General features: G+C 41.5%; 22 protein-coding genes and 1 tRNA gene. 4 read left to right on the forward strand and 19 right to left on the reverse strand.

Annotated features, from left to right (window positions below):
* Nucleotides 1–133: 133 nt before the first annotated feature.
* The 10 genes from NGM44_RS10340 to NGM44_RS10385 all read right to left on the reverse strand — a co-directional run bounded on the left by NGM44_RS10340 (nucleotide 134) and on the right by NGM44_RS10385 (nucleotide 11,553).
* Nucleotides 134–787 carry an IS1595-like element ISEc69 family transposase gene (locus NGM44_RS10340; RefSeq protein WP_253222824.1) on the reverse strand — a complete coding sequence of 218 codons (654 nt, stop codon included), beginning with the start codon at nucleotides 785–787 and terminating at the stop codon, nucleotides 134–136.
* Nucleotides 788–1,248: 461 nt separating this feature from the next.
* On the reverse strand, nucleotides 1,249–1,524 hold the full coding sequence (locus tag NGM44_RS10345; protein ID WP_253223566.1) for an integrase core domain-containing protein: 276 nt from the start codon (nucleotides 1,522–1,524) through the stop codon (nucleotides 1,249–1,251).
* A complete protein-coding gene (locus NGM44_RS10350) occupies nucleotides 1,521–2,801 on the reverse strand; it encodes a Y-family DNA polymerase (protein ID WP_253223567.1) in 1,281 nt (426 codons plus the stop codon). The genes NGM44_RS10345 and NGM44_RS10350 overlap by 4 nt, the downstream gene beginning before the upstream one ends.
* Nucleotides 2,802–2,912: 111 nt before the next feature.
* Entirely contained in the window at nucleotides 2,913–3,563 is a 651-nt protein-coding gene (locus NGM44_RS10355; RefSeq protein WP_253223568.1) for a LexA family transcriptional regulator, read from the reverse strand.
* A 155-nt stretch (nucleotides 3,564–3,718) separates the two neighbouring features.
* Entirely contained in the window at nucleotides 3,719–6,205 is a 2,487-nt protein-coding gene (locus NGM44_RS10360; RefSeq protein WP_253223569.1) for a site-specific integrase, read from the reverse strand.
* Between the two features lie 547 nt (nucleotides 6,206–6,752).
* On the reverse strand, nucleotides 6,753–8,840 hold the full coding sequence (locus NGM44_RS10365; protein ID WP_253223570.1) for a hypothetical protein: 2,088 nt from the start codon (nucleotides 8,838–8,840) through the stop codon (nucleotides 6,753–6,755).
* Between the two features lie 199 nt (nucleotides 8,841–9,039).
* Entirely contained in the window at nucleotides 9,040–9,594 is a 555-nt protein-coding gene (locus NGM44_RS10370) for a hypothetical protein (protein WP_253223571.1), read from the reverse strand.
* Nucleotides 9,595–9,818: 224 nt separating this feature from the next.
* Nucleotides 9,819–10,118, reverse strand: coding sequence for a hypothetical protein (locus NGM44_RS10375; protein ID WP_253223572.1), 300 nt, complete (start codon nucleotides 10,116–10,118; stop codon nucleotides 9,819–9,821).
* 29 nt (nucleotides 10,119–10,147) lie between these two features.
* Entirely contained in the window at nucleotides 10,148–11,323 is a 1,176-nt protein-coding gene (locus NGM44_RS10380) for an Arm DNA-binding domain-containing protein (RefSeq protein WP_253223573.1), read from the reverse strand.
* Between the two features lie 14 nt (nucleotides 11,324–11,337).
* Nucleotides 11,338–11,553, reverse strand: a complete 216-nt coding sequence (locus tag NGM44_RS10385) for a hypothetical protein (protein ID WP_076555708.1) — start codon at nucleotides 11,551–11,553, stop codon at nucleotides 11,338–11,340.
* Between the two features lie 141 nt (nucleotides 11,554–11,694).
* Here NGM44_RS10385 and NGM44_RS10390 point away from each other — a divergent pair, with 141 nt between their 5' ends.
* Nucleotides 11,695–11,913, forward strand: coding sequence for a helix-turn-helix transcriptional regulator (locus NGM44_RS10390; RefSeq protein ID WP_078317234.1), 219 nt, complete (start codon nucleotides 11,695–11,697; stop codon nucleotides 11,911–11,913).
* Nucleotides 11,914–12,217: 304 nt separating this feature from the next.
* Here NGM44_RS10390 and NGM44_RS10395 read toward each other — a convergent pair.
* The 3 genes from NGM44_RS10395 to NGM44_RS10405 all read right to left on the reverse strand — a co-directional run bounded on the left by NGM44_RS10395 (nucleotide 12,218) and on the right by NGM44_RS10405 (nucleotide 14,192).
* A tRNA-Gly gene (locus tag NGM44_RS10395) sits at nucleotides 12,218–12,293 on the reverse strand.
* A gap of 144 nt (nucleotides 12,294–12,437) precedes the next feature.
* Nucleotides 12,438–13,145: an N-acetylmuramate alpha-1-phosphate uridylyltransferase MurU gene (murU, locus tag NGM44_RS10400; RefSeq protein WP_253223574.1), complete on the reverse strand. Its 708-nt coding sequence runs from the start codon at nucleotides 13,143–13,145 to the stop codon at nucleotides 12,438–12,440.
* Between the two features lie 12 nt (nucleotides 13,146–13,157).
* Nucleotides 13,158–14,192: an aminoglycoside phosphotransferase family protein gene (locus tag NGM44_RS10405; RefSeq protein WP_253223575.1), complete on the reverse strand. Its 1,035-nt coding sequence runs from the start codon at nucleotides 14,190–14,192 to the stop codon at nucleotides 13,158–13,160.
* 255 nt (nucleotides 14,193–14,447) lie between these two features.
* Between NGM44_RS10405 and NGM44_RS10410 the strand changes: the two genes are divergently transcribed.
* Both NGM44_RS10410 and NGM44_RS10415 read left to right on the forward strand, forming a co-directional pair.
* The gene (locus tag NGM44_RS10410) at nucleotides 14,448–17,306 is read left to right on the forward strand and encodes an LPS-assembly protein LptD (protein ID WP_253224684.1); all 2,859 of its coding nucleotides are present in this window, start codon (nucleotides 14,448–14,450) and stop codon (nucleotides 17,304–17,306) included.
* A gap of 220 nt (nucleotides 17,307–17,526) precedes the next feature.
* Nucleotides 17,527–18,519, forward strand: coding sequence for a peptidylprolyl isomerase (locus NGM44_RS10415; RefSeq protein ID WP_253223576.1), 993 nt, complete (start codon nucleotides 17,527–17,529; stop codon nucleotides 18,517–18,519).
* A 61-nt stretch (nucleotides 18,520–18,580) separates the two neighbouring features.
* Here NGM44_RS10415 and NGM44_RS10420 read toward each other — a convergent pair whose 3' ends face one another.
* Genes NGM44_RS10420 through NGM44_RS10430 form a run of 3 tightly spaced genes read right to left on the reverse strand, consistent with a single transcriptional unit; the run spans nucleotide 18,581 to nucleotide 20,649 of the window.
* Nucleotides 18,581–19,210: a hypothetical protein gene (locus tag NGM44_RS10420; RefSeq protein ID WP_253223577.1), complete on the reverse strand. Its 630-nt coding sequence runs from the start codon at nucleotides 19,208–19,210 to the stop codon at nucleotides 18,581–18,583.
* Between the two features lie 18 nt (nucleotides 19,211–19,228).
* Nucleotides 19,229–19,984, reverse strand: a complete 756-nt coding sequence (locus NGM44_RS10425) for a PP2C family serine/threonine-protein phosphatase (protein ID WP_253223578.1) — start codon at nucleotides 19,982–19,984, stop codon at nucleotides 19,229–19,231.
* 44 nt (nucleotides 19,985–20,028) lie between these two features.
* On the reverse strand, nucleotides 20,029–20,649 hold the full coding sequence (locus tag NGM44_RS10430) for an HNH endonuclease family protein (protein WP_253223579.1): 621 nt from the start codon (nucleotides 20,647–20,649) through the stop codon (nucleotides 20,029–20,031).
* 313 nt (nucleotides 20,650–20,962) lie between these two features.
* Between NGM44_RS10430 and NGM44_RS10435 the strand changes: the two genes are divergently transcribed.
* Complete coding sequence (locus NGM44_RS10435) at nucleotides 20,963–21,616, forward strand: IS1595 family transposase (protein ID WP_253223580.1); 654 nt, start codon at nucleotides 20,963–20,965, stop codon at nucleotides 21,614–21,616.
* A 4-nt stretch (nucleotides 21,617–21,620) separates the two neighbouring features.
* Here the strand turns inward: NGM44_RS10435 and NGM44_RS10440 are convergent, their stop codons facing one another.
* The 3 genes from NGM44_RS10440 to NGM44_RS10450 form a co-directional block, all read right to left on the reverse strand.
* Nucleotides 21,621–22,754, reverse strand: a complete 1,134-nt coding sequence (locus tag NGM44_RS10440) for a DUF262 domain-containing protein (protein ID WP_253223581.1) — start codon at nucleotides 22,752–22,754, stop codon at nucleotides 21,621–21,623.
* Nucleotides 22,751–24,109, reverse strand: coding sequence for a DUF262 domain-containing protein (locus NGM44_RS10445; RefSeq protein WP_253223582.1), 1,359 nt, complete (start codon nucleotides 24,107–24,109; stop codon nucleotides 22,751–22,753). The genes NGM44_RS10440 and NGM44_RS10445 overlap by 4 nt, the downstream gene beginning before the upstream one ends.
* 184 nt (nucleotides 24,110–24,293) lie before the next feature.
* Nucleotides 24,294–25,649: an ATP-binding protein gene (locus NGM44_RS10450; protein WP_253223583.1), complete on the reverse strand. Its 1,356-nt coding sequence runs from the start codon at nucleotides 25,647–25,649 to the stop codon at nucleotides 24,294–24,296.
* Nucleotide 25,650: the final 1 nt, after the last annotated feature.

Below are 25,650 nucleotides of genomic sequence, written 5' to 3' on the forward strand. Positions count from 1 at the left end.
ATGAGTATCGACTAGCAAAACCTCCATTGTATCTATATGATAGTGATCCATAATTATCAGACTGATTAAGATCCTCAAGCTCCAACTCAAACAAGTGATAAATATTATTTTTGGGGCTGTACTAGATAAATCCCTAAACCCCACACCATTTTCTTAACAATCTTAATTGATTGGATGGTGTGCCATAGTTAAATCTAAACTCGCATTCTTTGATAAATAAATGAAAATGCTTTTTGTCAATACCGTTATATTTTCTTAGAATGCGTTTGGATTGCGACCAAAAGTTTTCAATGCCGTTAATATGATTATGATTGTTTGCAAATTCTTTGGAATGATTAATTCTAAAGTGTTTAAAATCACTCACATCTAAAGCATTATAACTTCGATAGCTATCTGTATAAACCACGCTATCAGGTTTGATTTTACTGGCAATAATAGGCATTAATGTCTTAGCTTTGGTATCTTTAACACAGGCAGTATAAACCTTACCATTGCGTTTTAAAAGACCAAATACGGCAACTTTGCCAGCAGCACCCCGTCCACGCTTGCCTTTACGAATGCCACCGAAATAGCTTTCATCCAATTCTACTTCACCGTCAAATAATTCACAAGCTTCAAGGTTTAAGCGATATTCAATCACCAAGCGAATTTTATGATAAAACAAAGCAGCTGAATTATGATGTATCTCTAACAAATCAGCAGCTGATCTTGCGGTGACTTCAAGCACAAAAAATTCAAGCAGTTTAACTTGAACTTTTTTACTTAATTTACAACGGGTTATCTTCATAAAACTAGTATAGCATTGTTGCTAATCTAGTACAGCCCCTAAGATTTTATTACACGCTATCGTGTTTTCTACTTGGATTATCACTAGTTTTTATTGGGTTAGCGTACTTTATACTCGCTCTGTATATACCTTTATTTGGAGCTGGTGTTCTAAATCAATATCTAATTTTTTTGATTTTTATTATCTTGGATTTCTATTAAATCTTATGGTTGTAGTTCCTATCGTTTATTTTTTATTAATGATTAACAAAAAATTAAAAGGAGTGCTACTAAAGAAATTTAAACTGATATTCTTTGTTTCTTTATTTTTTGTAATTTTATCTAATGGGGATTTTATTATTTTTGATGTTAAATTTTATCCATTTAATCCAAATATTAATAAGATGGTCTATTGTGAATATTTTGCATTTTATTCTGATGATTATCTAAAATCAGGTGGCTGTATTGTACCTGATTGATATTTTACAGGTATTTGCTACTATTATTAAACCCTGTATTTTTATTTCTGGTTTTGTTAAAAAACCGTCGTTCTTTTTCGACAGGACTTAGGTAGTTATTAAAGCTATGGGGTCTGAGTTGACTGTCATAGCCAAGGATATAATTTGCCACGTCTACTTTTGCTTCTTGGATATTCTCATAGCCATGTTTTGGCATCCATTCGGTTTTAAAACTTCGAAAGAAACGCTCTGTTGGTGCATTATCCCAGCAGTTGCCCTTTCTACTCATACTGTGTGTCATCTTACATCTGGCAACAGCAGCAACTCATCCCACCGTGTTGTAAACCTTTGACTCATAAAGCCCCGATTCATCTGCCAGTCATCAGACAGCTTTTGTGTGCCGAGCGTGAGTTTGCCTTTGCCAAATTGCTTATTGATGGCATCCAGTGTTTGCATCAGGTTTTGATTTTCCAAATGCTCAAATTCAGCTTGTTGTGCAAATAAATCATACTGCACACGATGGATGGATTCAATCCCGCCAAGCTCAATGCCACACTTTTTGTAATGATAGCCTTGTTTGTATAGGATTTTAAGCAGTTTTTGGGCATGTTGGTTCAATACTCGAGTATCGTTACTGCCTTTAGTCAGAGTGATGGTCTTTTTACCATAGTACTGTTGATGATTGCCAAATGGATTGGTTCGGATAATAACTGTCAGTGTATGAGCTAGAGTGTCTTGTTCTCTGAGTTTTTGGGCACCACTAGCGATATGATAAGCGATGGCTGATTGCAATGGCTCAATCTCACTAATTGCCTTAGCAAAACTTCTGCTTCTAATGATGTGTTTGTTTGGCTCTTCAATCTCAAGTCCTGCACAAGGTTTGCCGTTCATTTCTTGCCATGTTCTTTGGGTGGTGACGCTAAAATGATGCTTGATAAGATGCCTGTCAGCATCGACAAAGTCTTTGGCGGTGGTGATGCCCAATTGCTTAAGCTGTAGCGCTGTTTGGCTGCCAATACCCCATATTTCATCCACGCTTTGGCTTGCCAAGGCTCTGTGTTGAATGTCTTTTGACCAATCATCCCAAACCACGACACCGCCAAAGTGCTGTGGATAGCTTTTGGCAAGGTGATTGCAGAATTTAGCCAGTGTTTTAGTTGGTGCAATACCGACACAAGTAGGGATACCTACCCATTGCCAGACTCTGTCTTTGATGGATTTGCCTAAATCAGATAGTTGATGCTGATCAATCCCTGTCAAATCCGCAAAGCATTCATCAATCGAATAAATCTCAACGGCTGGCACAAGGCTTGCAATGGTATTCATCATCCGAGCAGAGATATCACCGTAGAGTTCATAATTGCTTGAAAAGGCGATGACTTTACCGCGATGAACCAGCTCTTTGATCTGAAAATACGGCACACCCATTTTAATGCCAAGTGCTTTGGCTTCAGCCGTGCGAGCCACCACACAGCCATCATTATTTGATAGAACAACTACAGCTTTGTTTTTAAGCTTAGGGTTAAAAATCCGCTCACAAGAGCAATAAAAGCTATTGCCATCAATCAGTGCGTACATCAAATCATCATCTTGAAAAAAGTTACCGATATGATACTGTAAAGTTTGATAAATAGCAATTTGAAATTGGTAACTCTTTTCAATATGAACAAGTTAAGTGATATTGATAGCTTATCGCTTACGCACATCCTTAATCACATGCATCACTACACCAACAATAGCAAGTTCATCACCATCACTAAAGGTGTAATTGGGATAACGCTCATCACCACGACTGTTTTCAGAATGTAGTTCGACACATCCATCATCTAAGATATGCAATCGCTTGATGGTGTATTGAGAACCTAAATCCGCCATGACAATATCTCGATGACTTGGGGTGATGGCACGATCAATAACCAATAAATCATCTTTATCAATCCCAGCATCCAGCATCGAATAACCGCCACAGCGAGCAATGATGGTGGACGAAGGATTGCGTACCAAATACTCATTAAAATCGAGATAATCTTCGATATACCCTTCAGCAGGTGATGCAAAGCCTGCAGGGATTTTCTCTGTGGCAATTGGCAAAGATAACTTCGATGGATTAGGATGTACGACTAGTGCATCCAATGGGACAGACCCTGTAGTAAATACAACACCAAGCTTGCCTGCTTTATTCTTTTGGATTAAAGACTCCACCATCGGCAATAAGTTTCTGGGAATCTTCTTTGCCACAGGACTACCAAATGGCGATGGCTTACGCCCACTACCTGCACGGCGACCGCCATGAGTGGATTTGGGACGAGATTCGGGTTTGGTATCATTTGATTGGGTCATGGTGGTATCTTGAAAAAGGTTTCGGTTATCATATATGAAAAGGTGGATGGGGTCAAGTTGTGACTTTGCAATTAATACCAAAACAAGATCTGATTATTTGATGACAATGATGTATCTGCACGCAGACACATCATTGGCTATGCTTGGCTAACAATCTAAACTGTGAAAGCATCAATCCCCACCACCAATAAAAAGCATACATGTTGCAATATGGCAACGCCATTATGCTTCTTGTTATCGATGGTATAGGTATTTGATATCAAAAATCCCGTATAAGAGCTATTTGCACGAGTTGATTTTTTGGCAATGATTGTGGTTTCTTGCTTTAATTGAACCAATTCTTGCTTTAGATTGATAGGCTTTTTAACATCAGACCTAGCAGCAACTTCTATCCGCCAATACTTTTTGTCGCGTAGCTTGACAGCGATTTGTGCAAATCGATAAACTTGCGAGCGATTCTTAAAAGGCATTCGCATCTGACCGCTCACAAAGCTTGCACCGCGTAAAATCACCACAAAATCATCAAATGCTTTGCGATCTGCCTGATATAAATCACCCAATTTTTTAAGTAAATTGTGTAGTAAAGTGATTTCCTGCTTGATTTTGGGCGTGATCGGTAGATATTGATTTGGATTCTTTTTGCCTTTATCCCCAAAATAGGATGTTAATTGTTTACGATGCGTGTCAATATAACTCTTAATCTTCTCAGCCTTGATCGAATCCAAGCCTTCGGGTTTGGCGTGCTCAAATGAGTAATTATCTTGCAGACTCTCCAAAAACTTCATCACAGCTGCATGTACATCAATCCTTAAAATATCAGGCATCTGATTTTTGCTTGGTGCTTTGTGTGACGTGATTTTGATGGCAGGTAGTGTAACACGAGCAGGTCTGCGATAACAATTGGCACCCAATTGCCTGATTATCAATGTGCGAATATCATTTAGATTCACCATGCCGCTAACTTTATCATAGGCACGACGTCCATTGTCGCTAAAACTTTGGCGACGAAGTCCTGTCAATGCCTCCACTAAAGGTGCAGGCATTTCTATTGTTGCATGAGCCATTTGACTATACGCAATCAAATCAGCCACATGAATGTAGCTAGAAAATGTCGTTTCGGGCGATGAATGGCCGGCAAATTCTGCCAAGACGCTCCATGCTGTTGTCGATATCTGATGACATTCACCCAAAAACTTGCGCTTAATCGCCAATATCTCATCGCTGCTATAATCACTAAAATATGGTAAGAGCGCATCCGCACCACCCAAAATCATCGCCATCACACTGATGGCATTATGGCGAAAGCCATGCGGGGTCACCTTATAAGGCAAAGTATCCAATATCACCGAGATTGGCTTTTGGATTTCATGATATTCAAGCGCACTCGATTTGTGCTCTAGCGTCAAAAAGTAAGTCTCATTTCTTTGTTTGCGTAACAAATACCACTCATGCACCAATTGTAGTTCGGATGGCTTGAGCAATGCTTGCAGACAAAACCTGCGACGACCATCATCAGATTTAATACTACGATAACCATTGGGACGTACCAAAATATTTAGGATGACTGTTTGTTCTTGCTTGTAATCATACTCAAAATCCCTAAGTTTAAGTCCCAAGAGCTCATTGATCCGCATGCCTGTGCGATACAAAAGAATAAAGATGATGTCCAATATTTTTTGATTATGCTCACTGAGTGTCGATAAGTGTATCAGATTGCGGATATGCTGATACATAATAGGTGCGACAAGGACGGGCTCAACCACCATGCCATCGCTTTTACTTGCAATTGCGACACCGGGAATGCTCACAAAATGCCTTTGCAAAGATTGATGTAAGGATCTGAGTACAGTTGCTGTGTAACCTATCTTCTTCTTATTGGAATGATAAATAATGTTTTCATACAAATTGATAAAATCATCGTCATTCCAAGTGGTTATGTCTTGATCTTGCACAACATGTAAAAACCAATCGCCAACCTCGCTTAAATAGCGTTTGGCACTTGTAGATTGATGACGTTTGATACCTGCAGATTTTACGCCGTCAAGTAGATCGCTTATCCAGTAAATCAGACCCAACTGGGCACTTATTTGTGTCTGACTGGCAAGCACCTTAAGCGATTCGATGGCTGTGGCGTTAGTTTGATTTAGGGTATTTCTTATTTCACGCACTAGATCGGATTTATATACAGCTGGTTTATCGGTTGGCTCTGCCTTGCCTTTTTTGATGGTCATAGTGGTACTAAACAGCTCATCGGATAGTGTCACTGACAACAGTTTAAAGCTTGGTGAGTGATAGTTTTTCCAATGATCGCTACTGATGCTCGTGTGCTTTTGCTGATTGCCGACAATGGCAGACATTTGCATATCCAGCTGTGAATTATTAAAGGTTTGTCTGGCAAGATACAAACCCTTTTGTATTGCATTAAAGTGATGGGGCTGTGGTTTCTTGACTTGCAGACAGGTCTGCATCAGTCGATCGAACGCCTGCTGGGTTTGCTCAAATGTCGGCATTTTGCTTTGTGGATGGCGATTGATATAAGCGATCCACAGCAAACTGACATCATCAATGATGATATGGTAAGTGACAAATAACAAAGCGTCGGCATTATCTGCCACATCGATCAGCATAGACGAGCTGGACATGGAATGATATCCATAGCTTTTACTAGGGATGTCTACAGTCAGTATCAGTGCATTGCCCAGCCTAAGTAGCGGCTTTTTCTCAATGATATACTGATAGATTTGCTGCCTAATCCGCTCATCTTGTACACCAGTATAAATCCAAAGATTTGCATATAATGCAGCAAATACTTGTGCCAAATTCATCTGACTCAAGCTCTCTTGACAAGTGGATAGCAGTTGAGCTATTACTTGGTAGGCCTCATTAAGCCATGTCATAGTGTCCTTTGATTCAATTGTATTTTTGCCTCGCCCAATCCCAATTTGTGATTGCGTTATAGGTATGGGTGAGTTAGACGACTTTTTAAGGAGATTGAAATACTGAGCTATGTGCCGATCCACCAAAATAGAGTCGCTATTTGGATGATGTGTTTTGATATTCTGCTGAATGAATTGATAGAGTGTGTTATACGCATCCTCAGTTGGGTGTCCGTCAGATTGGCTGATAAGCCGCTCATGATGAATCCTGCAAGCTTCATGCACAATTGATCGCAAATTTGTGATGCGAGTTTTAGTTGCCATACGCCACCATCCCTTGTAGTTGAAGTTGTTTTGCCATTACCTCAAAAGCATCTGCGACACCTTTTATTGAACCCAGTCCCAGTGAGCTTGTCGTGCGTAACAATTCTTGTCCCGCCAGTTCATGACCATAGATCGCCAGTATGAGTGTTTCGGACACATCTAGCTTTTCGGCTAAATAACTTCGCACAAAATGCCTTGCCCAGTTATCTGGCATTGACCAATCCTTGATGCCAATATTTTGCATGGCTGACGGTCTGATTTCACTTAGGTGCAAATGTTCATCGACAGTATTGAGTAATGCTCGATCACCCGACAAAATTTGATCAATGGCGGTAGCAAGCGTTGAAGAGCGAAACCCAATACTTTGTTTGACATGGCGTAAAAACGCGACATATTGCTTGATTTGCGTGATTAAAAATGGACACAATGGCACTATTCGGGCATTCCCATGGCTGCGCTGTTGTTTGTCACTGACGCGCAATAAGCCCAAATCAAGATCGTATTGAGATAAAGCGCCCGGTGAGCCAATCACAGGGCGCACACTGGTCAATAGCAAGGATAATTGCCACAGCCAAGCTGCATAGGCATTAAAATATGCAATAAAGCTATCATTACTATGATCGTTGTCATAACGTTGTTTGAGCTGTATAGCGTTTTCGCGAAGTGCTTGCATGATCTTGCTTACAGCCTGTGGTGTGACTACATGATAACTGCCGATTGTTTGGCTTTGTTCATCTGCATCAAGCATATCTACGGATAGCAATTGATGCAATGCTGGTGAAATTTGTTTGATGGCACTTAGGTAGTTGTCTAATATCTTCTGTTTCGGCAGACTACAATAAAAAGAGCTTGCCATCTTTTTGTTATTACGTCCTGTGATGACAGATGCCAGCAGTATATCAGCAGTTTGAGAAATTAAAGTTTTGTAAAGCAGATTTTTTAGCCGATTTTCAGTTAATAAGGGTAAATTGCATTCGATTTTTAGCACACCAATCAATTCAATGATTTGTGCTTGCATTTCATTTTTATTGATGTGTTTGTATTGGCTGATGATATGCTGATGAATAGCATCTGGCAAGGGTAATGAGAGCGTATTGCTACCGTTTTGTAGCATGTCGAATTTTTGAGTGAGTGCATTAGATGCTTGTGGACTGATTGTGACTATGACATCAAACCTTGGTGATTTGCGATCCATGAGTCTATGTGTTTTCTCGCAAGAGGTTAAATCTGCAATCAGTTCTTCAAATAATCGACCTGTACAAATGACAAGCAGTAGCCATGCAGCCGCGTCTTGATAACGCCCACCGGCATTAAAAAACCATAGCAGCTGATTGCACACTTTATAAGCCAGCTCAATCGGCATAGTTCGCAAACTGGTATCGGACATAAACTCATTCAGATTGGCGTGATTATGGGCGGCTTGAGTGCGTTTGATCACCAACCGTATGTCATATTTTTCTGCACTACTAAGCTGTTTATTGTTAATGCCAATGACAGTGCGGGTTTGCCTTTCATCCAGTGGTATTTTCTCAAAGCTTTCTCGACTACTGTCACGCTGCCAGATTAACATCTCAGACAGCTCGATCGCATCAATATCAGCATCGTAGTCGTGGGGAATGACTTCAAACTGGGCGGCTTTACGAGCGTTTTTATCTTTCCCGCGCTCTTTAGCACTCTTGCTGCGCCCTGAGGTAAGTTTTTGTTCGTAGCAAGACTGAAGAATGAGAAGCAAGTCATGGTACATCGCTTGCTCTGATGAGTCATAGCGGTGTGCTTCGTTTTGCTCAAAATCCTGCATACGATCCAGCATAAGCTTTAGCGAATCAGCTTTTAATAGATCAGTACTTGCCGTCCATACGCTATAATGATTTGACCTTGGATTGCTGCGAACCCGTAGAAACTGGCTGGTGCTTTTGATGCGGATGCGATCATTTTGAGCGATAAAATAACACAGACATTGGCACAGTTTGCCGATTAATTGCCACTGCCCATCAGGGTGATTGGCATCAAACTCACTATTGACATGGTATAAACTGGCTAAAGCAGACTGTAGCTCATGGTATTCATCCTGAGTCATTCTTCCTTTATATTTGCGAAATATCTGATGAAGTTTATCTTTACTAACAATACATGGCTCATGTGTAGGGATGTGAATATGATCTGCGATGCGTGGTACACAAGATGCAAGAGTGCACAGACAATTTCTCAGGTATGTCAGATCATCTTGAGTTGGTGAGCTTAAATCAGTATTTTTATCATTGAGTGTCAAGTAGCGATCAAAGCTCATTGTAAACCCCCTTAGTAGGCAAGCCACTAGCGTATAGATAATCAACCAAACTAAACGCTGGTAGATCGGTTTTTACTCGTTGCAGCCTTCGAGCATTCTTAAGGTCATCGTAGCTCCAACCACCTAAGGCGCAGATATATTGATGTGTTCTCTTTCCATCAAAAATTACTTCGCTTTGTTCAAAAAGCATTTGCTCAATATCAGGCTCTATTTTGCCCCGCCTAACAAACAAGTCGCATAATTCTAAACCTATGGTGCGCATTAGCATCTTATCCGATACAGCCTCGTTGGTTTTATCAATTTGAACCTTGATGCTTGGCTGATCTATTTGGCGGATAAAAGCCAGATAATTTTTAACCAATCGATATTCGGTAGCTGAAAGCTTGACAACAACAGGTGGGTGTTGGTCTGGGTCGATATCTAGCACAGGCATAGGCATAGTCGCGCCGTACCTACCTATCAGTTCAGCCATAGGGATGCATTTGGGATGGATACGGATAAAATGTCTTTGTATTTGCACAGATTTTTTATTTTCAACTTTCATAGTGATTCCTTTATATTGTTGATTATTTTGATTTAACAAATAATTAAATCATCTTGATTGTACAATAAAATTTATAAAAATCTCAAAATATTTATTAGTTTAATTGCAAATATAGTTTGCTGAGCGTTACCTTAAATGACACAAAATAACAAAACCGCCTGAATATTTCCAGACGGTATGTAAATTTTCTAAAATATATATTAAATCTAACACATTTGTATCACTCATCCTGATGGGAACTGATGTACAAAGTAAGATTCTAGATCATAATACAGCTGATCAAAGGTGTAGTCATTAAGTGTTTGTGCACTTAATGCTTCTACTTGACCCATCACCCATCGCCAGATTGCCAAGTAGTTTTGATAGCATGGGCTGACACCAAGAAAATAACACAGGCCATGCCCTTCTTGGATGTTGAGTGAGATAATCAGCTGCTTGGTCAGCTTACTGGTCAATTGCATGGCTGTCATTGAGTTAAGTGATTGATTGCTCTTTGGTTGAGTGCTTGCAAATAGATTGTTCATAAATACATTCCTTAAAATCAGTCATTGAGTTAGCTGGCTTGTTCAAGTTGGCTGTTTAGTAGTAATGCCTCAAAAGCACTGCCATCACGACGAGTGGCGTTTGGTACATAACGGCTATACACCTTAAATAGCATCATGGTATTGACATGACCCATTTGCCGTGCAATCCATTCAGGTGCTTCTCCTGCTGATAGCCACAATGTCGCAGCTGTGTGTCTGGTCTGATAAGCACTTCTTGGCTTTAACCCAAGGTTTTTTAGGGTTGGATGCCAAATACGGCGATTGACATTGTGATAGTCAAGCGGCTCTCCAGTGTGCGAACAAAAGACAAATTTGGATTTACCATAGCTCACCTGATACTGTGCTTTGAGTGCTTCAAAAACAAATGGCGACATCATAATCTCACGATTGGATTCTACTGTTTTAGGCTCACCCATCACGCCATTGACCAATGCTTGTCTGATACAGATTTCTTTTCTTTCAAAATCCACATGCTCCCATGTCAATCCATCAATTTCACTGGTGCGCATACCGGTAAAGAATCGCACGATATAGTAGTTTTTATAATCAGCGCGCACACCGTGGATGAATCGCCACACTTCATCAATACTAAACGGCTCAATCTGTGATTTTGACGTCTTTAACTTCTTAATATCTTCACAAGGATTGTTAAAGTTGTAGCGTTTTGACGCTTCTTTTAGTATCATAGCCAATGTGGTCATAATTGCATTGATTCTGGCTGCAGACAGGGTGTTCTTGGTATTATTGTAGGTCACTTTGGCGAGGGAACTACGAAATGCCAAGACATCCGACTTTTCAATCATAAATAAAGCCCGATTTGCAAACTTAGGCAATAAATACTTGTTTAGAATAATCATAATTTTCTCCTGATAAGTTTTACGCCATTCAATCTGCTTTTCTTCAAACCACAGCTCTGCAAACTCTTTAAATAACGGCGTATCGCTTTGTAGGCTTAATCGTCGGTTATTGAGCTCATCAAAATAGGCAGCCTTATCACTCTTTGGGAAATACTGCTCATAACGAAAGCTACCCAATAAAATCTCCGCTTCCATCTTCTCAAGCACCTTAGCAAGCTTTTTACGATTTGCCGGTGTGTCAGTCAGATTGGTTGTTTCTCGGCAGCGTTTGCCTAGATATCGAAAATCGACAATCAATTTGTTGTATCGCTTGGTAATTGTTGCCATATTACTTTACTCTCCTATTGTAGTGCCATACCATTAATACTACCCATAATGCCAGTACGCATATCTTTTTCAATCTGCTCCCAGATATACAAGATCTTGCGACCACCAAATGGTCTAAAGTAATGAATGCCTTCAATCAATACAGAATCCTTTAGCTGATTGCGAATGGTACGCTCATCATATTTAATCATCTGCGAAAGCTCTTGAGTGGTGAGGTAGGTTTGTGTCATAATATTCTCCATTTGAAGTCAAAAATATAAATATCGAAATCTTAAAAACTTCTTTTGAAGTATTTTGTACTTCGATAGAAGTATATTAGCGTATTTTGTTATTCGATGCAAGTACTTTTTGCAAAAAAATTGGAGTTTTTGATGATTAAAAGCAATTTACCGGTATTATTGGCACAAAGACGATTGAAAGTTGCAGATCTGATTCGCATGACGGGGATTAGTAAATCCACAGTACATAAGATTTACAATGACCAAACAACACGGATTGATTTTGAGACGATTGATAAAATTTGTGAGGCGTTAGATGTGCAAGTAGGGGATATTTTTGAGCATGTGCCAAATTCGGAGTTAACCAAATAGGATTGTGAGTGCCAACAAGAAATATTTTATGATTTACAAAATACTTCTTGTTGGCAAATTACTTATTTATACTTAAGATTGAAAAAGATGGCATAAAAACGAGTTGGGGTCAAATTGGCAATTTACACTGTGTGTCAAAAAACACCTTTGGTCACCAAAGTGGACACCTTTTGGTCACCATCAAAATCGGCAGTGACCAAGTAAAGAAAAGTGGTCACACAACAATACAAATAAACAACTACCCAAACCCTTGATTTTAAACAACAAAAAAGCCCAAACCGTTCGATTTGGACTTTTTAAAATTTGGAGCGGGAAACGAGATTCGAACTCGCGACCCCAACCTTGGCAAGGTTGTGCTCTACCAACTGAGCTATTCCCGCATGGTTCAGCGTTGTGCTTTATTGCTTAGCAGTCATCGCTGTATGGGTGCGTATTATACAGGATTAAATTTCTCCGTCAAGCACTTTTTTCAAAAAATTTGCGATTTTTGCGAAAATTTTTATCAATAAATACAAAGACTTTGCTTAATCCTTACCCAGCACATACGCTTCAACTTCTGCCAAGCGCTCAAGTGTGCCGACATCCACCCATTTGGCGGCAGTGATTTCACCAGTTACACGCCCATCTGCCATCGCTGCCTTTAGGCGTGGTGCAAGTGCGGCGATCTCGCCCTGCGCGACATTTGCGACGATCTTTGGTGACATCACGCTGATACCTGCAAAAGTCGTCTCAGCCGTGCTATTATCCGCCTTGCTACTAAGCTTGCCGTCATGCAGCACAAAATCACCATTGGGATGATGCTCAGGATTGGGTACCATCACCAAATGCGCAAGGTTGTCCTGCAGCTCATGCGCCAAAAGCGCGCCAAAGTCAAACTCTGTCCACACATCGCCATTGACCAAGATAAATGGTGCATCGTGCAACAAGCCCTGATCCAGTGCGTATTTAATCCCCCCTGCTGTCTCAAGCGGCTCGCCTTCTTCGACAGAGATATTCAGTGTGATGCCAAGTTTATTCTCAAGATCCAGCGCATCTAGGCCTGCGATCAGCACATCAGACAGATAGCCTGCGTTCAGCACGATATGCGTAATGCCAGCAGAGGCAAGGCGTTCGATGTGCCAGACGATCAAGGACTTGCCTGCGACAGGGACGAGTGGCTTTGGCGTGGTCAGGGTCAAAGGACGCATCCGCGCACCCTTGCCTGCTGCCAGAATCATTGCTTGTTTGATCATGTGATTTCGCTTTTATAGGTATTTTTTGAACTTTTCTTGATAGCTTGCCAAGACATCTTTTTCAAGCCAAGCTAAAAATTCTGCATACACACCGCTGATGTGATTCGATTGTAGCCATGACAATTCAGCACACAGATCGCGCATGACTTTTGGGATATTTTCAAGATAACGATGCTTACCGTCGCGCTCTGATAGGCGGATAAAAATGCCCAACACTTTTAAGTGACGCTGAATGCCCATGATGTTCGTCTCGGCGATGAAGCTGCCCAAATCAACAGGTGCATTGATCAGTTTATAGAACTCATGAATGCGTTTTTCGACCCAATTTTCATCATAATCGATGTATGCATCACGCACAAGGCTCACCAAATCATAAGTATAAGCACCGATCACCGCATCTTGAAAATCAATCACACCAAGCGCATCACTGCCTTTATCTGCCATCAGATTGCGGCTGTGATAATCGCGATGAACGATCACTTGTGGCTGAGATTGGATGTCGGCGATGATTTTATCTTTGAAAGTTTGCCACATTTTTTGGGCATTTGGACTCATTTTCACTTTGATGAATGGTAAGAACCATTCGCTGAACAGATCCATTTCTTGTGCCAATTTCTCCGCGCTATAAATAGGCAGATCGGCGTGCGGATCGATACTTTGTAGTTGAACTAAAGTCTGTAGAGCCTTGGTATAATAGGCATCTTTATTCGCGGTATCGTCAGCGATCAGATGGGCAAATTCGACCGTGCCAAAATCTTGTAACAACAAAAACCCACGCTCAATATCACGCGCAATGATGTCAGGCACATTCACCGCTTCACTTAAGATGTCGCACACATGCAAAAACTGATCGACAGATTCAACTTCAGGCGGCGCATCCATCAGTAGATAAGTCATGTGTTCTTTGCCCGTCTCAGCTTCGACAGGTAGATGAATGCGGTGATAACGGCGAAAACTGGCGTCCCCTGCTAGGCTCTCAACCGTAAAGCCCTTGGCGATATTGGCATTCAAAAAACTCATCATCTCATCATGGCGAGCGTCACTCATAATATGATCCTTAAAAAATCTTATTTCATTGAAAATGTGCCTTAGTTTAGCCGATTTTCGCTGATTTCACCAGTAAATTTGTTGGCTTTTGGATACTTGTGCGTACAAATTTTTCACGCCATTTAGACAAAGTTAATAACGAGCAATGATTGCTTGATTTTCTTTGGCAAGTGTTGCCAAATTTTTCGCACTCACCCCAAAAATAGTGTAAAATAGACAGATATTTGTGTATTTTTTAGGGCAAAACTTGTGAATATGCGTCATCGTCAGTCTTCTCGTCGCCGTGCAATGTCATCATCTGCCGTCAAATCGCCGCTGCATTTGGCGATCAAAAGCGTGCTGTGTGGTGCGATTATCTTGCCTGTCGCGCCATTTGCCAATGCTGAATTGGTGATTGATCAGCAGATCGTAGGCTTGGCTGAACAAACCGCAGATGTGATCAATGCCGACGCTCAAAGCGTGAATGTACAAAGTGCAAACACTGGTGCGACTGATACAGCGGCTAATACGGATGCCAATGTCTTTGATGGCGTGGATTTTGATGCCATTGCCGCTCAAACACAAGATACCCAAGCAGCCGAGCAAGTAGAACAAGCGGAGCAAGCCACTGATGCGACTGATACGACCGCCAATACCACCGATCAAGCCGTCCTAAAAGCCGATGCACAAGGCGATGTCAATACCGCACAAGCCAATACCGAGCCATCGGTTGCTGATCAGCTGATCGCACGCTTAGGCTTTGAAGGCAATGGCGCAAAAAGCCAAAGCTTAGCCAAGCTTGCCGAAAGCTATCAGACCCTGCCAAGCCATGATGCGCGCTGTCAAGGCGTGTGGCTGCATCCGCAAAGCCAAAGTGCGACAGTCAGCGCGCAGACTGATAGCAGTGGCAGTGTCCTGCCTGCAGGCGCGATCTATTCGCAGTCGGATTATGGCTATTATGATGCCAAGCGTTATGCTGAATTATCAGGTAATGTCATCGTCGAACAAAACGGTCAGCGCGTGATGGCAGATAAGATCAAGCTTGACACCGTCACAGGTGAAGCGGTGGCATCAGGTCAGGTGCAGTTTAGCGATGCAGGCACAGCCAATAATGGCGCAGGCATCATCGGCGTGGCAGATAATCTACAGTACGATACCGATGGCACGACCGCACGCGCAACCGATGTTGCTTTTGCCAGCACCAGCATTGGCGCGCATGGCTATGCAGGTCAGATGGATAAGCTGAGTAGCAGCGAATATCAGATGTCAGATGTGATGTTCACCACTTGTCCACCAACCAATCGCAAATGGCATCTGGATGCCGAACGCATTGATATCAACAGCGACACAGGTCGCGCGGTCGCACGCAATACTACTTTGCGCGTCAAAGAAGTGCCTGTCTTATACTTGCCTTATTTTAATTTCCCGATCGATGATCGCCGCGCCACAGGCTTTTTGTTGCCGTCGGTGGGTTTTGGTGCATCAGGCAGCTTTGAAGTCAGCGCGCCTTATTATTTAAACCTTGCGCCAAACTATGACGCGACCATCACGCCGACCATCTTTACCAATCGCAACCCGATGATCACAGGTGAGTTTCGTTATCTGACCAATCATCTTGGCGCAGGCACTTTGACGACATCGTATTTACCAAGTGATAAAGAGTTCAACAACGAAGATCGCTATCGCATCCGTTATGATCATTTGTGGCGTTCTAAGTCCATCAAGAATTTGAGCGCATATGCCCTGTATCAGCGTCTGTCTGATGCCAAATATCTGTCGGATTTTGATTCATTAAACCTTGAAAATAATGAACTGAACTTACCGCGTCGTGCTGGTGTGCAGTATTTTAACGAAAATATCTTTGCTGATTTGCGCGTAGAAGATTTTCAGCGTTTGGACGGTACAGATCTTGGCGGTGTGCGCATCGCTGATAAAGACCGCCCTTATGCGCGTCTGCCGCAGCTGTCGATCAATTATCGCGTGCCAGAGACATGGACGCATTTTGATGAAAATCTTGACATCACAGGCGTGCACAACACTGCTTATTTCAAAAAATCAATCAAAGATGGCTCAGAAGCTGAAAAAAGCGGCGTGCGTATGTATAACCAAATCTCGGCAAGCTATCCGATGATCAAATCATGGGGCTATGTCACGCCAAAATTAAGCCTAACGCACCTTTATGCCAGCTATGATGAAGACAGCCTGGCGGCGCAAAACTTAAGCGTAAAAGACGGCTCTTATTCGGTATTTGCGCCAACAGCAAGTGTCGATGCAGGTCTATTTTTCCAAAAACAAGGCAGTCCGTTTGGTTTATATGATAAAAGCTTGGGCGGTTATCAGACTTTGACACCGCACATCAAATACACTTATACGCCCTACCGCGACCAAGACGGTATTCCAAATTTCGATACCAGTATCGCGCAGACAAGCTATGATCAGCTATTGTCCGACAGTTGGTATCTGGGCTATGACCGCATCCAAGATCTACACGCTGTGACCCCTGCGATTAATTATCGCTACATCGATAGCTCAGGTCGTACGCGCTTTGAAGGTAATTTGGCTGAGCAGATTTTGTTGGATGACTTGCGTGTCGGTATTGACAGCAGTGAAGTTTATACTGGCAAAAGCTCTGGTCTAGCATGGCAAGCTAGTATGCAGCCGATGGATAATCTGTGGATCGATACAGCAGGTGCGTTCACGCCAAGCTACGATCTGAACAGTGCCGCGGTACAGCTACGCTACCAACAAGACGACAGATACCTGTTCAACTTCGGCGTGATCGAGCGCAAAGAACACCGTGCGACCAATCAGCGTCCGCTGTCAGCTTATACCGCATCGGCTGTATTCCCGATCAATAACAGCTGGCGACTGCTTGGACAGGCGCAGTATGATTATCGTAATGATTTGCTGTTAGATGCCTTGGTTGGTGTCAATTATGAAGACTGCTGCTATGGCTTGTCGGTCTATGCGCGCCGTTATCGCGATGAGATCAATCCGCAAGATAAGCCGAACACGGCGATCATGGCAGAGTTTCGCCTAAATGGTATCACATCAGGCGGTAAGCTAAATCGTTTGCTGAGTGATCGTGTGCTTGGCTATGATCAGGCACAGCGTGCGTGGGAGCGCAATTACTAATCGGCTAATTGCTGATCAGCTGTGGTCAAAGCTGCGTGTTTGCCGATCAATTTGGCACACATAGCTTACACAAGATTAGCAATTTTGTAACTACCGTGCAGATTTGTCAAAACTCCGCCGTTGTGAGTTTGACGATTGTCAAGACAAATGCTACACTTGTGCCATTTATACAAATAGTGATGGCGCGTTGTGTCGTCTTTTGAGAGTTTAGGATATTTTTATGCGACAAAATTTTTTGGCCAAGGCGATGGCAATCGCGATCAGTAGTATGGTGCTGACCACTGGGCTTGCTCATGCATCTTTATCAGGTAACAGCACCGATGGTGTCGTGGCTTTGGTGAATGATGAAGTCATCTTAAAAAGTGAGCTGAGCACTGCAGCGGCGGTGATCGGTGAGCAGCTGCGCAAGGCGGGCACTGAAGCAACCCAAAAGCAAATTAACACGCTGGCACTTGACGAGCTGATCACGCGTAAATTACAAATGAGCCTAATCAATCGCTCAGGCATGGTGACCAACGAAAATGTCATCAATCAGCAACTGCTACAAATTGCCCAGTCGCAAGGCTTGACCAGTCTAAGCGAACTGCAAGCCAAACTTGATGGTGAAAAAGCAGGTCAATACGCACAGCTGCGCAACAGCTTGATCGAAAATGCGGCAATCTCTGCCCTATGGAAAAACCAAGTCGAAAACCGCGTGTATATCAGCGATCAAGAGATTGAGACTTTCCTGCGCTCACCAGAAGGCGCAAAAATCGCCAACTCTGATCAGGTACTCGTCCCAGAATGGCAAACTAGCCACATCTTAGCGCGTATCGATGATACTCAAAACGCCGCCATTACTGAACAAAAAATCAACGCCCTGTACGCTGAGATCGAAAAAGGCGCGGATTTTAAAACTTTAGCGGCGACTTATTCAGATGATCCAGGTTCAGCTGAGCAATACGGCAGCCTAGGTTGGGTGTCTGAAGGTCAGATGGTGCCTGAGTTTGAAACTGTGATGAAAACCACCGAAGCAGGCAGCTATTCTAAGCCATTCCGTTCACAATTTGGCTGGCATATCCTAAAAGTAGATAATAAACGCGAGCGCGATGTCACCAATCAATACCGCAAAAATGCCGCGCGCGAGTATCTATTCACACGCCAAGCGCCACAAGCTGAAGAAGATTGGCTACAAGAGTTGCGTTCAAGTGCTTATATCAAAATCTACGAATAAGCCCAATCGCTTATATCCCATAGCAAATCAGCCACAGTGTTTGTGGCTGATTTTTTTGTTATTAAGCTTGTATTTCGTGTGATGAATCAGAATCAGACTTTGATATCGGTGAATAAAGCATATCCACTATGATTTCATCATCTACAGCAAAATCATGATCCAGTGTAAAAGATAAAGATACTTCAGCATCACAATCAGAGAATAATTCGATCAGTTCATTCATATCAAAATCACCATGACAAAAACAATGCTCTAAAGATGGTGCAGATCTGATATTTTTGCACTGATCGATAATCATCTGAATCCGATGATCGCCCCCACTGGTGAATCTTTGATAATAAAACACATTGCCCTTCAATGTTGCAAGCAAATCAACCAAATCAATCGCAATCACGCTATTCTCAGGGGTGACAGCGTTACAAATCGACTGAGCGATAAACTTTGCATCATCACAGCAAATCATCGCAAATGCCCGTTCTGGCAACTGCCTTGTATCGTCTGCATCCACAAGTGCGATCAACTCCACACCATTTTGTTGCAATTGATTTAACTGATCGCAATCAGACTGATTATCTGGATGATAAAAAGCCAAAAGAATTGTCACATTCTCTGACACCTCATCAAGTGTCATCAAACGATTGGTATGATTAGCTTCGTTGGCGACACATAAGCAGAGTATTTCATTTAACATCTTAACACCTGAATTCGTTTACACGCACCGCACCAATATAGCACTGATGTTATCAAGCTGCTGATTGGGTTTGATTCGTCCGATTTGTTTGATTTGATGAATACTGTCGCTGAGCCATTGTTTTGGGCTGATTTCACCATCCATTGGCAAAAGCTGACCATCCAATACTTCAGAAAAACCATCACTGCACAGTAGCAGACTCTCACCTGACTTCAACCTTAAAGTCTGACAGCTCGCCATCTGGACTACCGACATATCTGCCATGCGATCAACAACAAAATATCCCACCAATGCATCATAACAGCTAGCATACTCATCGTGTATCGCCACGCCATCTGCCTTTAGTTCATTGATAAAGCTGTGATCTTCGGTGAGACAGTGCCATGATACGCCGTCATAGCGATATGCCCGACTATCGCCAAGATGTTTAAGCACAATATCATCACCCACTGAATAAGCACACACTAAGGTGCTGCTTGCACCTGTGTATTGATCATCTGTGAGTGCTTGATTGAGCTTGTGTTGTAGCTTGGCAAAATCCACCGTTCCGCCATCAGCGTACATCGCACTTGTAAGCTGTAACAAGGTTCGTGATGCCAGTGCCGAATAAGGACTAGCCGATACGCCATCAGCAACAGCGATACAAAACTGTTTGGCATCATAACACCGACTAATCAGTCCTTTGTGTTGATAAACTTTGGGTGCAATCAGTACCGCATCTTGTTGGTACGCCATACCACCACGCCAGTTTACAGCTTGGATTTGATATGTCATCTATACTCCAAAAGCTCATTTCAATGATGGCTATGATAACCTACTCATGCGTCAGATTGTGTCGTGCAGATATGCTGATTGAGCAGCTTAATCATTGCTTTGCCATGTTCTTTTATTTCTTTTTCGCTCCAATTTTCATAAGTCATCATTAGCATTTGCTTGATACTAACCGATCGATGCGTGGATTTAAGATAATCCTGCTTTTTATCGTTGGGCATTTGGTTGTTTAATGATGAATTTTGACCATGAGTAATTAAGCATAGGTTGCCAAAACAATCAACGCTATCAAGAACTTCGCCATTCCGCGGGTTTTGTGGATAAAAATGCTCCACCGAATTTCTGGCGGTAAATTTAAAATTTTTGAACTCATCCTGAAATTTCTGATGAAATTTCTGATCTTTTTCTTCAATCTTGCTCAAATGAATTTCGGGATCATTATTACAGTCTTTCCACAAAATATAATCCAAGCGATTAAAGATAAAATTCGCCACCGCTGTGCCTTGATGTAAAAATTCATGATTTTGAATCTCATTTAATTTAGGGTCTTTATAAATGATGTCAAAATACTCATCACCATGACCATTATTATAAAACCGATTAAAATAAAACTGATCACACAGTTTTTCCAAATACTTAATATGAACATCGGCAGGCAAATTTAGCACACAACCTGTTTCTTTATGGTTTTTAAGCTCTTCTTGGCTTTCGTCATTGAGCCATTTGAGATAGCCAAATAGCCAATATTTATAGTTTTTGGCAGGGAATGAATAATGGAACATGGTTTGTAGCATTTTAATTTGCTTGTTCTCAGCTTTACCAAAGATATTGGCATAAGGATTGTTTGAATTACTGAATTGGTATATATGCCAATCATCTTTATCATCAAGCCCATCATATTTAATCACATGGCGATCAAATAACACTCGCACATTTAATAAAGGGGCTGTACTAGATTAGCAACAATGCTATACTAGTTTTATGAAGATAACCCGTTGTAAATTAAGTAAAAAAGTTCAAGTTAAACTGCTTGAATTTTTTGTGCTTGAAGTCACCGCAAGATCAGCTGCTGATTTGTTAGAGATACATCATAATTCAGCTGCTTTGTTTTATCATAAAATTCGCTTGGTGATTGAATATCGCTTAAACCTTGAAGCTTGTGAATTATTTGACGGTGAAGTAGAATTGGATGAAAGCTATTTCGGTGGCATTCGTAAAGGCAAGCGTGGACGGGGTGCTGCTGGCAAAGTTGCCGTATTTGGTCTTTTAAAACGCAATGGTAAGGTTTATACTGCCTGTGTTAAAGATACCAAAGCTAAGACATTAATGCCTATTATTGCCAGTAAAATCAAACCTGATAGCGTGGTTTATACAGATAGCTATCGAAGTTATAATGCTTTGGATGTGAGTGATTTTAAACACTTTAGAATTAATCATTCCAAAGAATTTGCAAACAATCATAATCACATTAACGGCATTGAAAACTTTTGGTCGCAATCCAAATGCATTCTAAGAAAATATAACGGTATTGACAAAAAGCATTTTCATTTATTTATCAAAGAATGCGAGTTTAGATTTAACTATGGCACACCATCCAATCAATTAAGATTGTTAAGAAAATGGTGTGGGGTTTAGGGGTTTATCTAGTACAGCCCCTTAATAAATATACAGCAAACGCTTTAATATCTTTAGCATTGTCAAACAAGCCAGAGCACTCAAACTGCTCAATCAGATTGCCATCATCCAAGCGATGAATGTCATCTTTGATTTTATCCTTATCCTTATCCTTATCCTTGTCTTTTAAAAACAGATACAATACCTGCGCCAAAAAGTTCGGAAAATCAATGATGGAAGTAAAGCGTTCTGGTTTATCCATTGACTTCTCATCGATGGCAATATGATGAGTTGGCTCCAAAATTTTTGACAAAGTTTTGGATTCGTCATCAGACTGACCATCAGTACTTTTGTCAGAGTCATTTTTAGCCTTTTGAGTTTTTGGAAAATTTTTTCTAATATTATCAAAATTCTCATAAAGCCAAAAATATTCGCCTTTATCCTCAAATAATTCTCGCCGTTCATCACTAGAAAATGATGACACCGCATAACGGCTCATGTCCGAGCAGGCATTCCAAATGGCAGAAAATACCGCCTGATCATCTTTATCATCAGATAATTTGCTCATCAATTTGGCTTTGATAACTTCGTGGTGCTCTAGCTGTTCGCCACGATTGTTCATGCGCTCAAAATATTGATTTAAATCCGTATTTTCTGGAATTTCGGTGCGAATGATTTGTGCTTTTGTTAATAATTTTTCCAAAAAATTTTGCTGATTGGTATTATCACTGCCAAATAGCTTCTTAGCATTGGATTGTAGATAATGATAAATCGTGGCAATTTGACTGCTATTTTTGTCAGTAAGTTCACCATTTTGCTTTATAATATTTAATTCATTCTTTGACGTCTCGCGATGTTCAAAAGATAATTCCAGATTGAATGGAGACTTAAGCACGGACAATAGTAAATATAGTGTAGTTAATCGCTGCTGACCGTCAATCACTTCAAAACAGCCATCGGTACGCTTTTTGACGGTCAAACTGCCCAAATAATACTGACCCCGTGTATGGCGACGGATATCATCAATCAGCTGTCCAACTTCTGCATCTGTCCATGCATAGTTGCGTTGATAAATGGGGATAATGTATTTATCTTGGGCTTCAAACAGTTCTTTGATGGATAGTCGCGCAATACCGTTTTTAGTTTGTGAATTGGTCATTGATTCTCTCCTGTGTCTGATTGGGTTTTGTCAACATAAAATCCCTCTAGCAGATCGTTTAGATAATTAACATTTTTACTATTCGTCCTTTTTTCAGTTTTACCAATATTAAAGGATAAGAACTGTTCAGGCTCGATGGCTTGTTGCAAGGCGACATACAAGCTATTAGTTTCCCTAAGATGCTTTTCAACCGATGAAAAATAAATGCTTTTGTGATAAAAACGCAAAAAATACGCCCACCTTGCGATTTTGACAGCCGCCTTATCAAGCCTATAACCACCAAATTTGTCATAATATCTCATGACCATAATGACAAACAGCATAAACACAAAGCCATCACCTTTATTAATCGTCGAATATTGCTTTAAATGGCGAAAAAGCGGTGTTTGTGTGTTTGGAATCACAATCTTTGGATGATTAACCAAACCACCGTCGGCAAATAAACTCTCATACTGTGCTTTGTAATGCTCTATATGCTCAAAAAATTTCTCGCCATCCAAAATCACGCCATTCATTTGAATTTCATGAGTATACCGTTTGCGTAGATTTTGGAAATCTTGCTGATTTTGACGGCTAAGCCCCTTAAAAATATCCACATCTTGCTTCTCAAAAGATTCAGTTGAAATGTTTAGCTCCCAACGGCGGTAGCGAGACAAAATATCACTAATGATGAGTTTAAGCCAGACAGGTTGATTTAGCACATCAGCTTTTATAGTGGCATTTTTTTCCCAAGTTTTCACCAATCTATACACATCACAACCATCCGCCATCTCTCTTAGATGGTATGCTTTTAATAAATCATAGGCTTCTAGCGATTTGCCCCGAGAGTTTTGTGAATCAAAATATTGAAAGGCTTCATCCAGATTGCCCAAGACCACCACCGCAAAATCACAATTTTGCCTGATATATGCTTTAAAATTGGCACGATATTTTTCATCACCCAATTCTTGTACATAGTTTTCCAAAAACTGATAATTTTTACGAATATTTGCCATGCTTTGAGTATGGTTGAATTTTTGGTTTAAGAATTCGTTATTAAAAAGATCTTTGTTATCGTTTAATACATACAACAGCAAAAATAAACTGGTTAGGCGTTGCTGACCATCCACAATATCGTACTTGTCAACATCATTGTCGTCTTTATGGTGATGTAAAACAATTGTTCCTAGTCGGCACTTGGCATTACCATCAGCCCTGCCATCTTGCACTTGTTCAAAATATGAACGGATGTCATCAACCAGCTGTTTGATGTGCTTGGTTTGCCATTTATAGGGGCGCTGATACTCTGGAATAACAAGCGATTTTTCAAAAATCTCATCCACTGTTTCAATATTTACTGGTGCTAAAGCACTCATGCTTTTCTCCTTATACCTAAAGTAGTTTTATTATACAATACTCATGCGTCAGATTGTGTCGTACTTGGTTTTTAAGCAAAACCTCAAACACAAAAAACCCACCCAAAACGATAGGATAACTCTGCTTGAGCGGGGGTTTTGTGATGCATTTTACCCACAGGCTTACTGATTCACCAAAGACGGCCTATTTTAGCTTTGGCAGTACGATGCTGGCAGACAGCCCACCATATTGTGTACTTTTGGCAAGCAATAATTGCCCATGATGATGCTCAGCGATTTTGGCAACGATAGACAGCCCCAAACCTGACCCAGTTTTTTGACTGCCTAGCACACGGAAAAACCGCTCAGATAACCGAGCCAAATCCGCATCGCTGACACCCACGCCATTATCACTGACCGTAATTGTCAATTGCTGCGAAGTATGCGTCACCGCAATCCACACCGCCACGCCTGCACCGCCATAGTTAATCGCATTATCAATCAGATTGCCAATCGCCGAACCCAGCAACCGCTCATCCGCTTTGATGGTGACGCCATCCAATGACTGCTCAAGAAAAACAGGATGCAAAAGAACATTGGCATCTTGTGCTACTGGCTGCATACGTGCCACCACTTCTGTCAAAAAGTCCACCACTGCAATCTCTTGAAAGTCTGCTTTGATGGCATCACTATCTAGCCGTGCCAAGGCAAGCAAACTCTCAACCAGTGCAGTCGCCCTGCTGACATCTTGGCGTACTTCATCCAAGCCTGCCACCACCGCCTCATCTTGTGCATGGCGACGCTGTAGCAGCTGCAATTTCATCTGAACCGCTGACAAGGGCGTACGTAGCTCATGCGATGCATCAGCGGTAAATCGCTCCTGAGCTTCTTTGGCACGAATCAAGCGTGCAAACAGTTGATTGATGGCTTCAAGTAGTGGCTTGGTTTCGCTAATCACAATTGGTGGCGTGATTGGTGATAGGTTTTGCAGATGTTTTTGGCTAATTTCTTCACGCAGCTGATTGAGCGGCTTAAGATTGTTGCGCACCGACCATGCATTACCCAGTGCCAGCGCGATGATGAGTAGTAGCATTAAACCGACATAATTACTAACGATCGGCAAGGCAAATTCGATACGCTGTCGCCACGGCTGAGCGATTTGTACGAAGCGGTTTTGGTCATGATCATGTGCGGCATACACACGCCACAGTCTGCCATCTTGCCAGACATTATAAAAGCTGTCATGATCAAATTGATCAACAAATGCCACTGTCGGTGCGTGTTCAGTTTTGCTTATTAATTGATCTGATTGATTATAAACTTGATATTCAATATCCATCTCATCATTGAGATATTGTAAACTGTGCTCTATGTCAGGATAAGCAGCGCTATTTTCACCAAGCAGCGCATGGGCATTACTTTCTAGTAATTCATCAAACACTTCATCACTGCTATAAGAAACCGACAGGCAAATCAGTACAAAGCCAAATATGGCGCATAGCAAGCTGATGAACAAACTGCTTTTGATCAGTTGGGATTTTAAAGAAACGGCGGTGCTCATA

The sequence above is a fragment of the Moraxella sp. FZFQ2102 genome (assembly GCF_024137865.1).
Lineage (GTDB): Bacteria > Pseudomonadota > Gammaproteobacteria > Pseudomonadales > Moraxellaceae > Moraxella.

What these genes read in the sequence shown, in the direction of transcription:
- NGM44_RS10345 (WP_253223566.1), bottom strand. Translation starts at nt 1,524, where the DNA reads ATGACACACAGTATGAGTAGAAAGGGCAACTGCTGGGATAATGCACCA.
- NGM44_RS10390 (WP_078317234.1), top strand. Translation starts at nt 11,695, where the DNA reads ATGATTAAAAGCAATTTACCGGTATTATTGGCACAAAGACGATTGAAA.
- NGM44_RS10425 (WP_253223578.1), bottom strand. Translation starts at nt 19,984, where the DNA reads ATGACATATCAAATCCAAGCTGTAAACTGGCGTGGTGGTATGGCGTAC.
- NGM44_RS10350 (WP_253223567.1), bottom strand. Translation starts at nt 2,801, where the DNA reads ATGTACGCACTGATTGATGGCAATAGCTTTTATTGCTCTTGTGAGCGG.
- NGM44_RS10370 (WP_253223571.1), bottom strand. Translation starts at nt 9,594, where the DNA reads ATGAAAGTTGAAAATAAAAAATCTGTGCAAATACAAAGACATTTTATC.
- NGM44_RS10445 (WP_253223582.1), bottom strand. Translation starts at nt 24,109, where the DNA reads ATGAGTGCTTTAGCACCAGTAAATATTGAAACAGTGGATGAGATTTTT.
- NGM44_RS10355 (WP_253223568.1), bottom strand. Translation starts at nt 3,563, where the DNA reads ATGACCCAATCAAATGATACCAAACCCGAATCTCGTCCCAAATCCACT.
- NGM44_RS10410 (WP_253224684.1), top strand. Translation starts at nt 14,448, where the DNA reads ATGCGTCATCGTCAGTCTTCTCGTCGCCGTGCAATGTCATCATCTGCC.
- NGM44_RS10405 (WP_253223575.1), bottom strand. Translation starts at nt 14,192, where the DNA reads ATGAGTGACGCTCGCCATGATGAGATGATGAGTTTTTTGAATGCCAAT.
- NGM44_RS10440 (WP_253223581.1), bottom strand. Translation starts at nt 22,754, where the DNA reads ATGACCAATTCACAAACTAAAAACGGTATTGCGCGACTATCCATCAAA.
- NGM44_RS10450 (WP_253223583.1), bottom strand. Translation starts at nt 25,649, where the DNA reads ATGAGCACCGCCGTTTCTTTAAAATCCCAACTGATCAAAAGCAGTTTG.
- NGM44_RS10340 (WP_253222824.1), bottom strand. Translation starts at nt 787, where the DNA reads ATGAAGATAACCCGTTGTAAATTAAGTAAAAAAGTTCAAGTTAAACTG.
- NGM44_RS10415 (WP_253223576.1), top strand. Translation starts at nt 17,527, where the DNA reads ATGCGACAAAATTTTTTGGCCAAGGCGATGGCAATCGCGATCAGTAGT.
- NGM44_RS10360 (WP_253223569.1), bottom strand. Translation starts at nt 6,205, where the DNA reads ATGTCCAGCTCGTCTATGCTGATCGATGTGGCAGATAATGCCGACGCT.
- NGM44_RS10375 (WP_253223572.1), bottom strand. Translation starts at nt 10,118, where the DNA reads ATGAACAATCTATTTGCAAGCACTCAACCAAAGAGCAATCAATCACTT.
- NGM44_RS10420 (WP_253223577.1), bottom strand. Translation starts at nt 19,210, where the DNA reads ATGTTAAATGAAATACTCTGCTTATGTGTCGCCAACGAAGCTAATCAT.
- NGM44_RS10380 (WP_253223573.1), bottom strand. Translation starts at nt 11,323, where the DNA reads ATGGCAACAATTACCAAGCGATACAACAAATTGATTGTCGATTTTCGA.
- NGM44_RS10365 (WP_253223570.1), bottom strand. Translation starts at nt 8,840, where the DNA reads ATGACTCAGGATGAATACCATGAGCTACAGTCTGCTTTAGCCAGTTTA.
- NGM44_RS10435 (WP_253223580.1), top strand. Translation starts at nt 20,963, where the DNA reads ATGAAGATAACCCGTTGTAAATTAAGTAAAAAAGTTCAAGTTAAACTG.
- murU (WP_253223574.1), bottom strand. Translation starts at nt 13,145, where the DNA reads ATGATCAAACAAGCAATGATTCTGGCAGCAGGCAAGGGTGCGCGGATG.
- NGM44_RS10385 (WP_076555708.1), bottom strand. Translation starts at nt 11,553, where the DNA reads ATGACACAAACCTACCTCACCACTCAAGAGCTTTCGCAGATGATTAAA.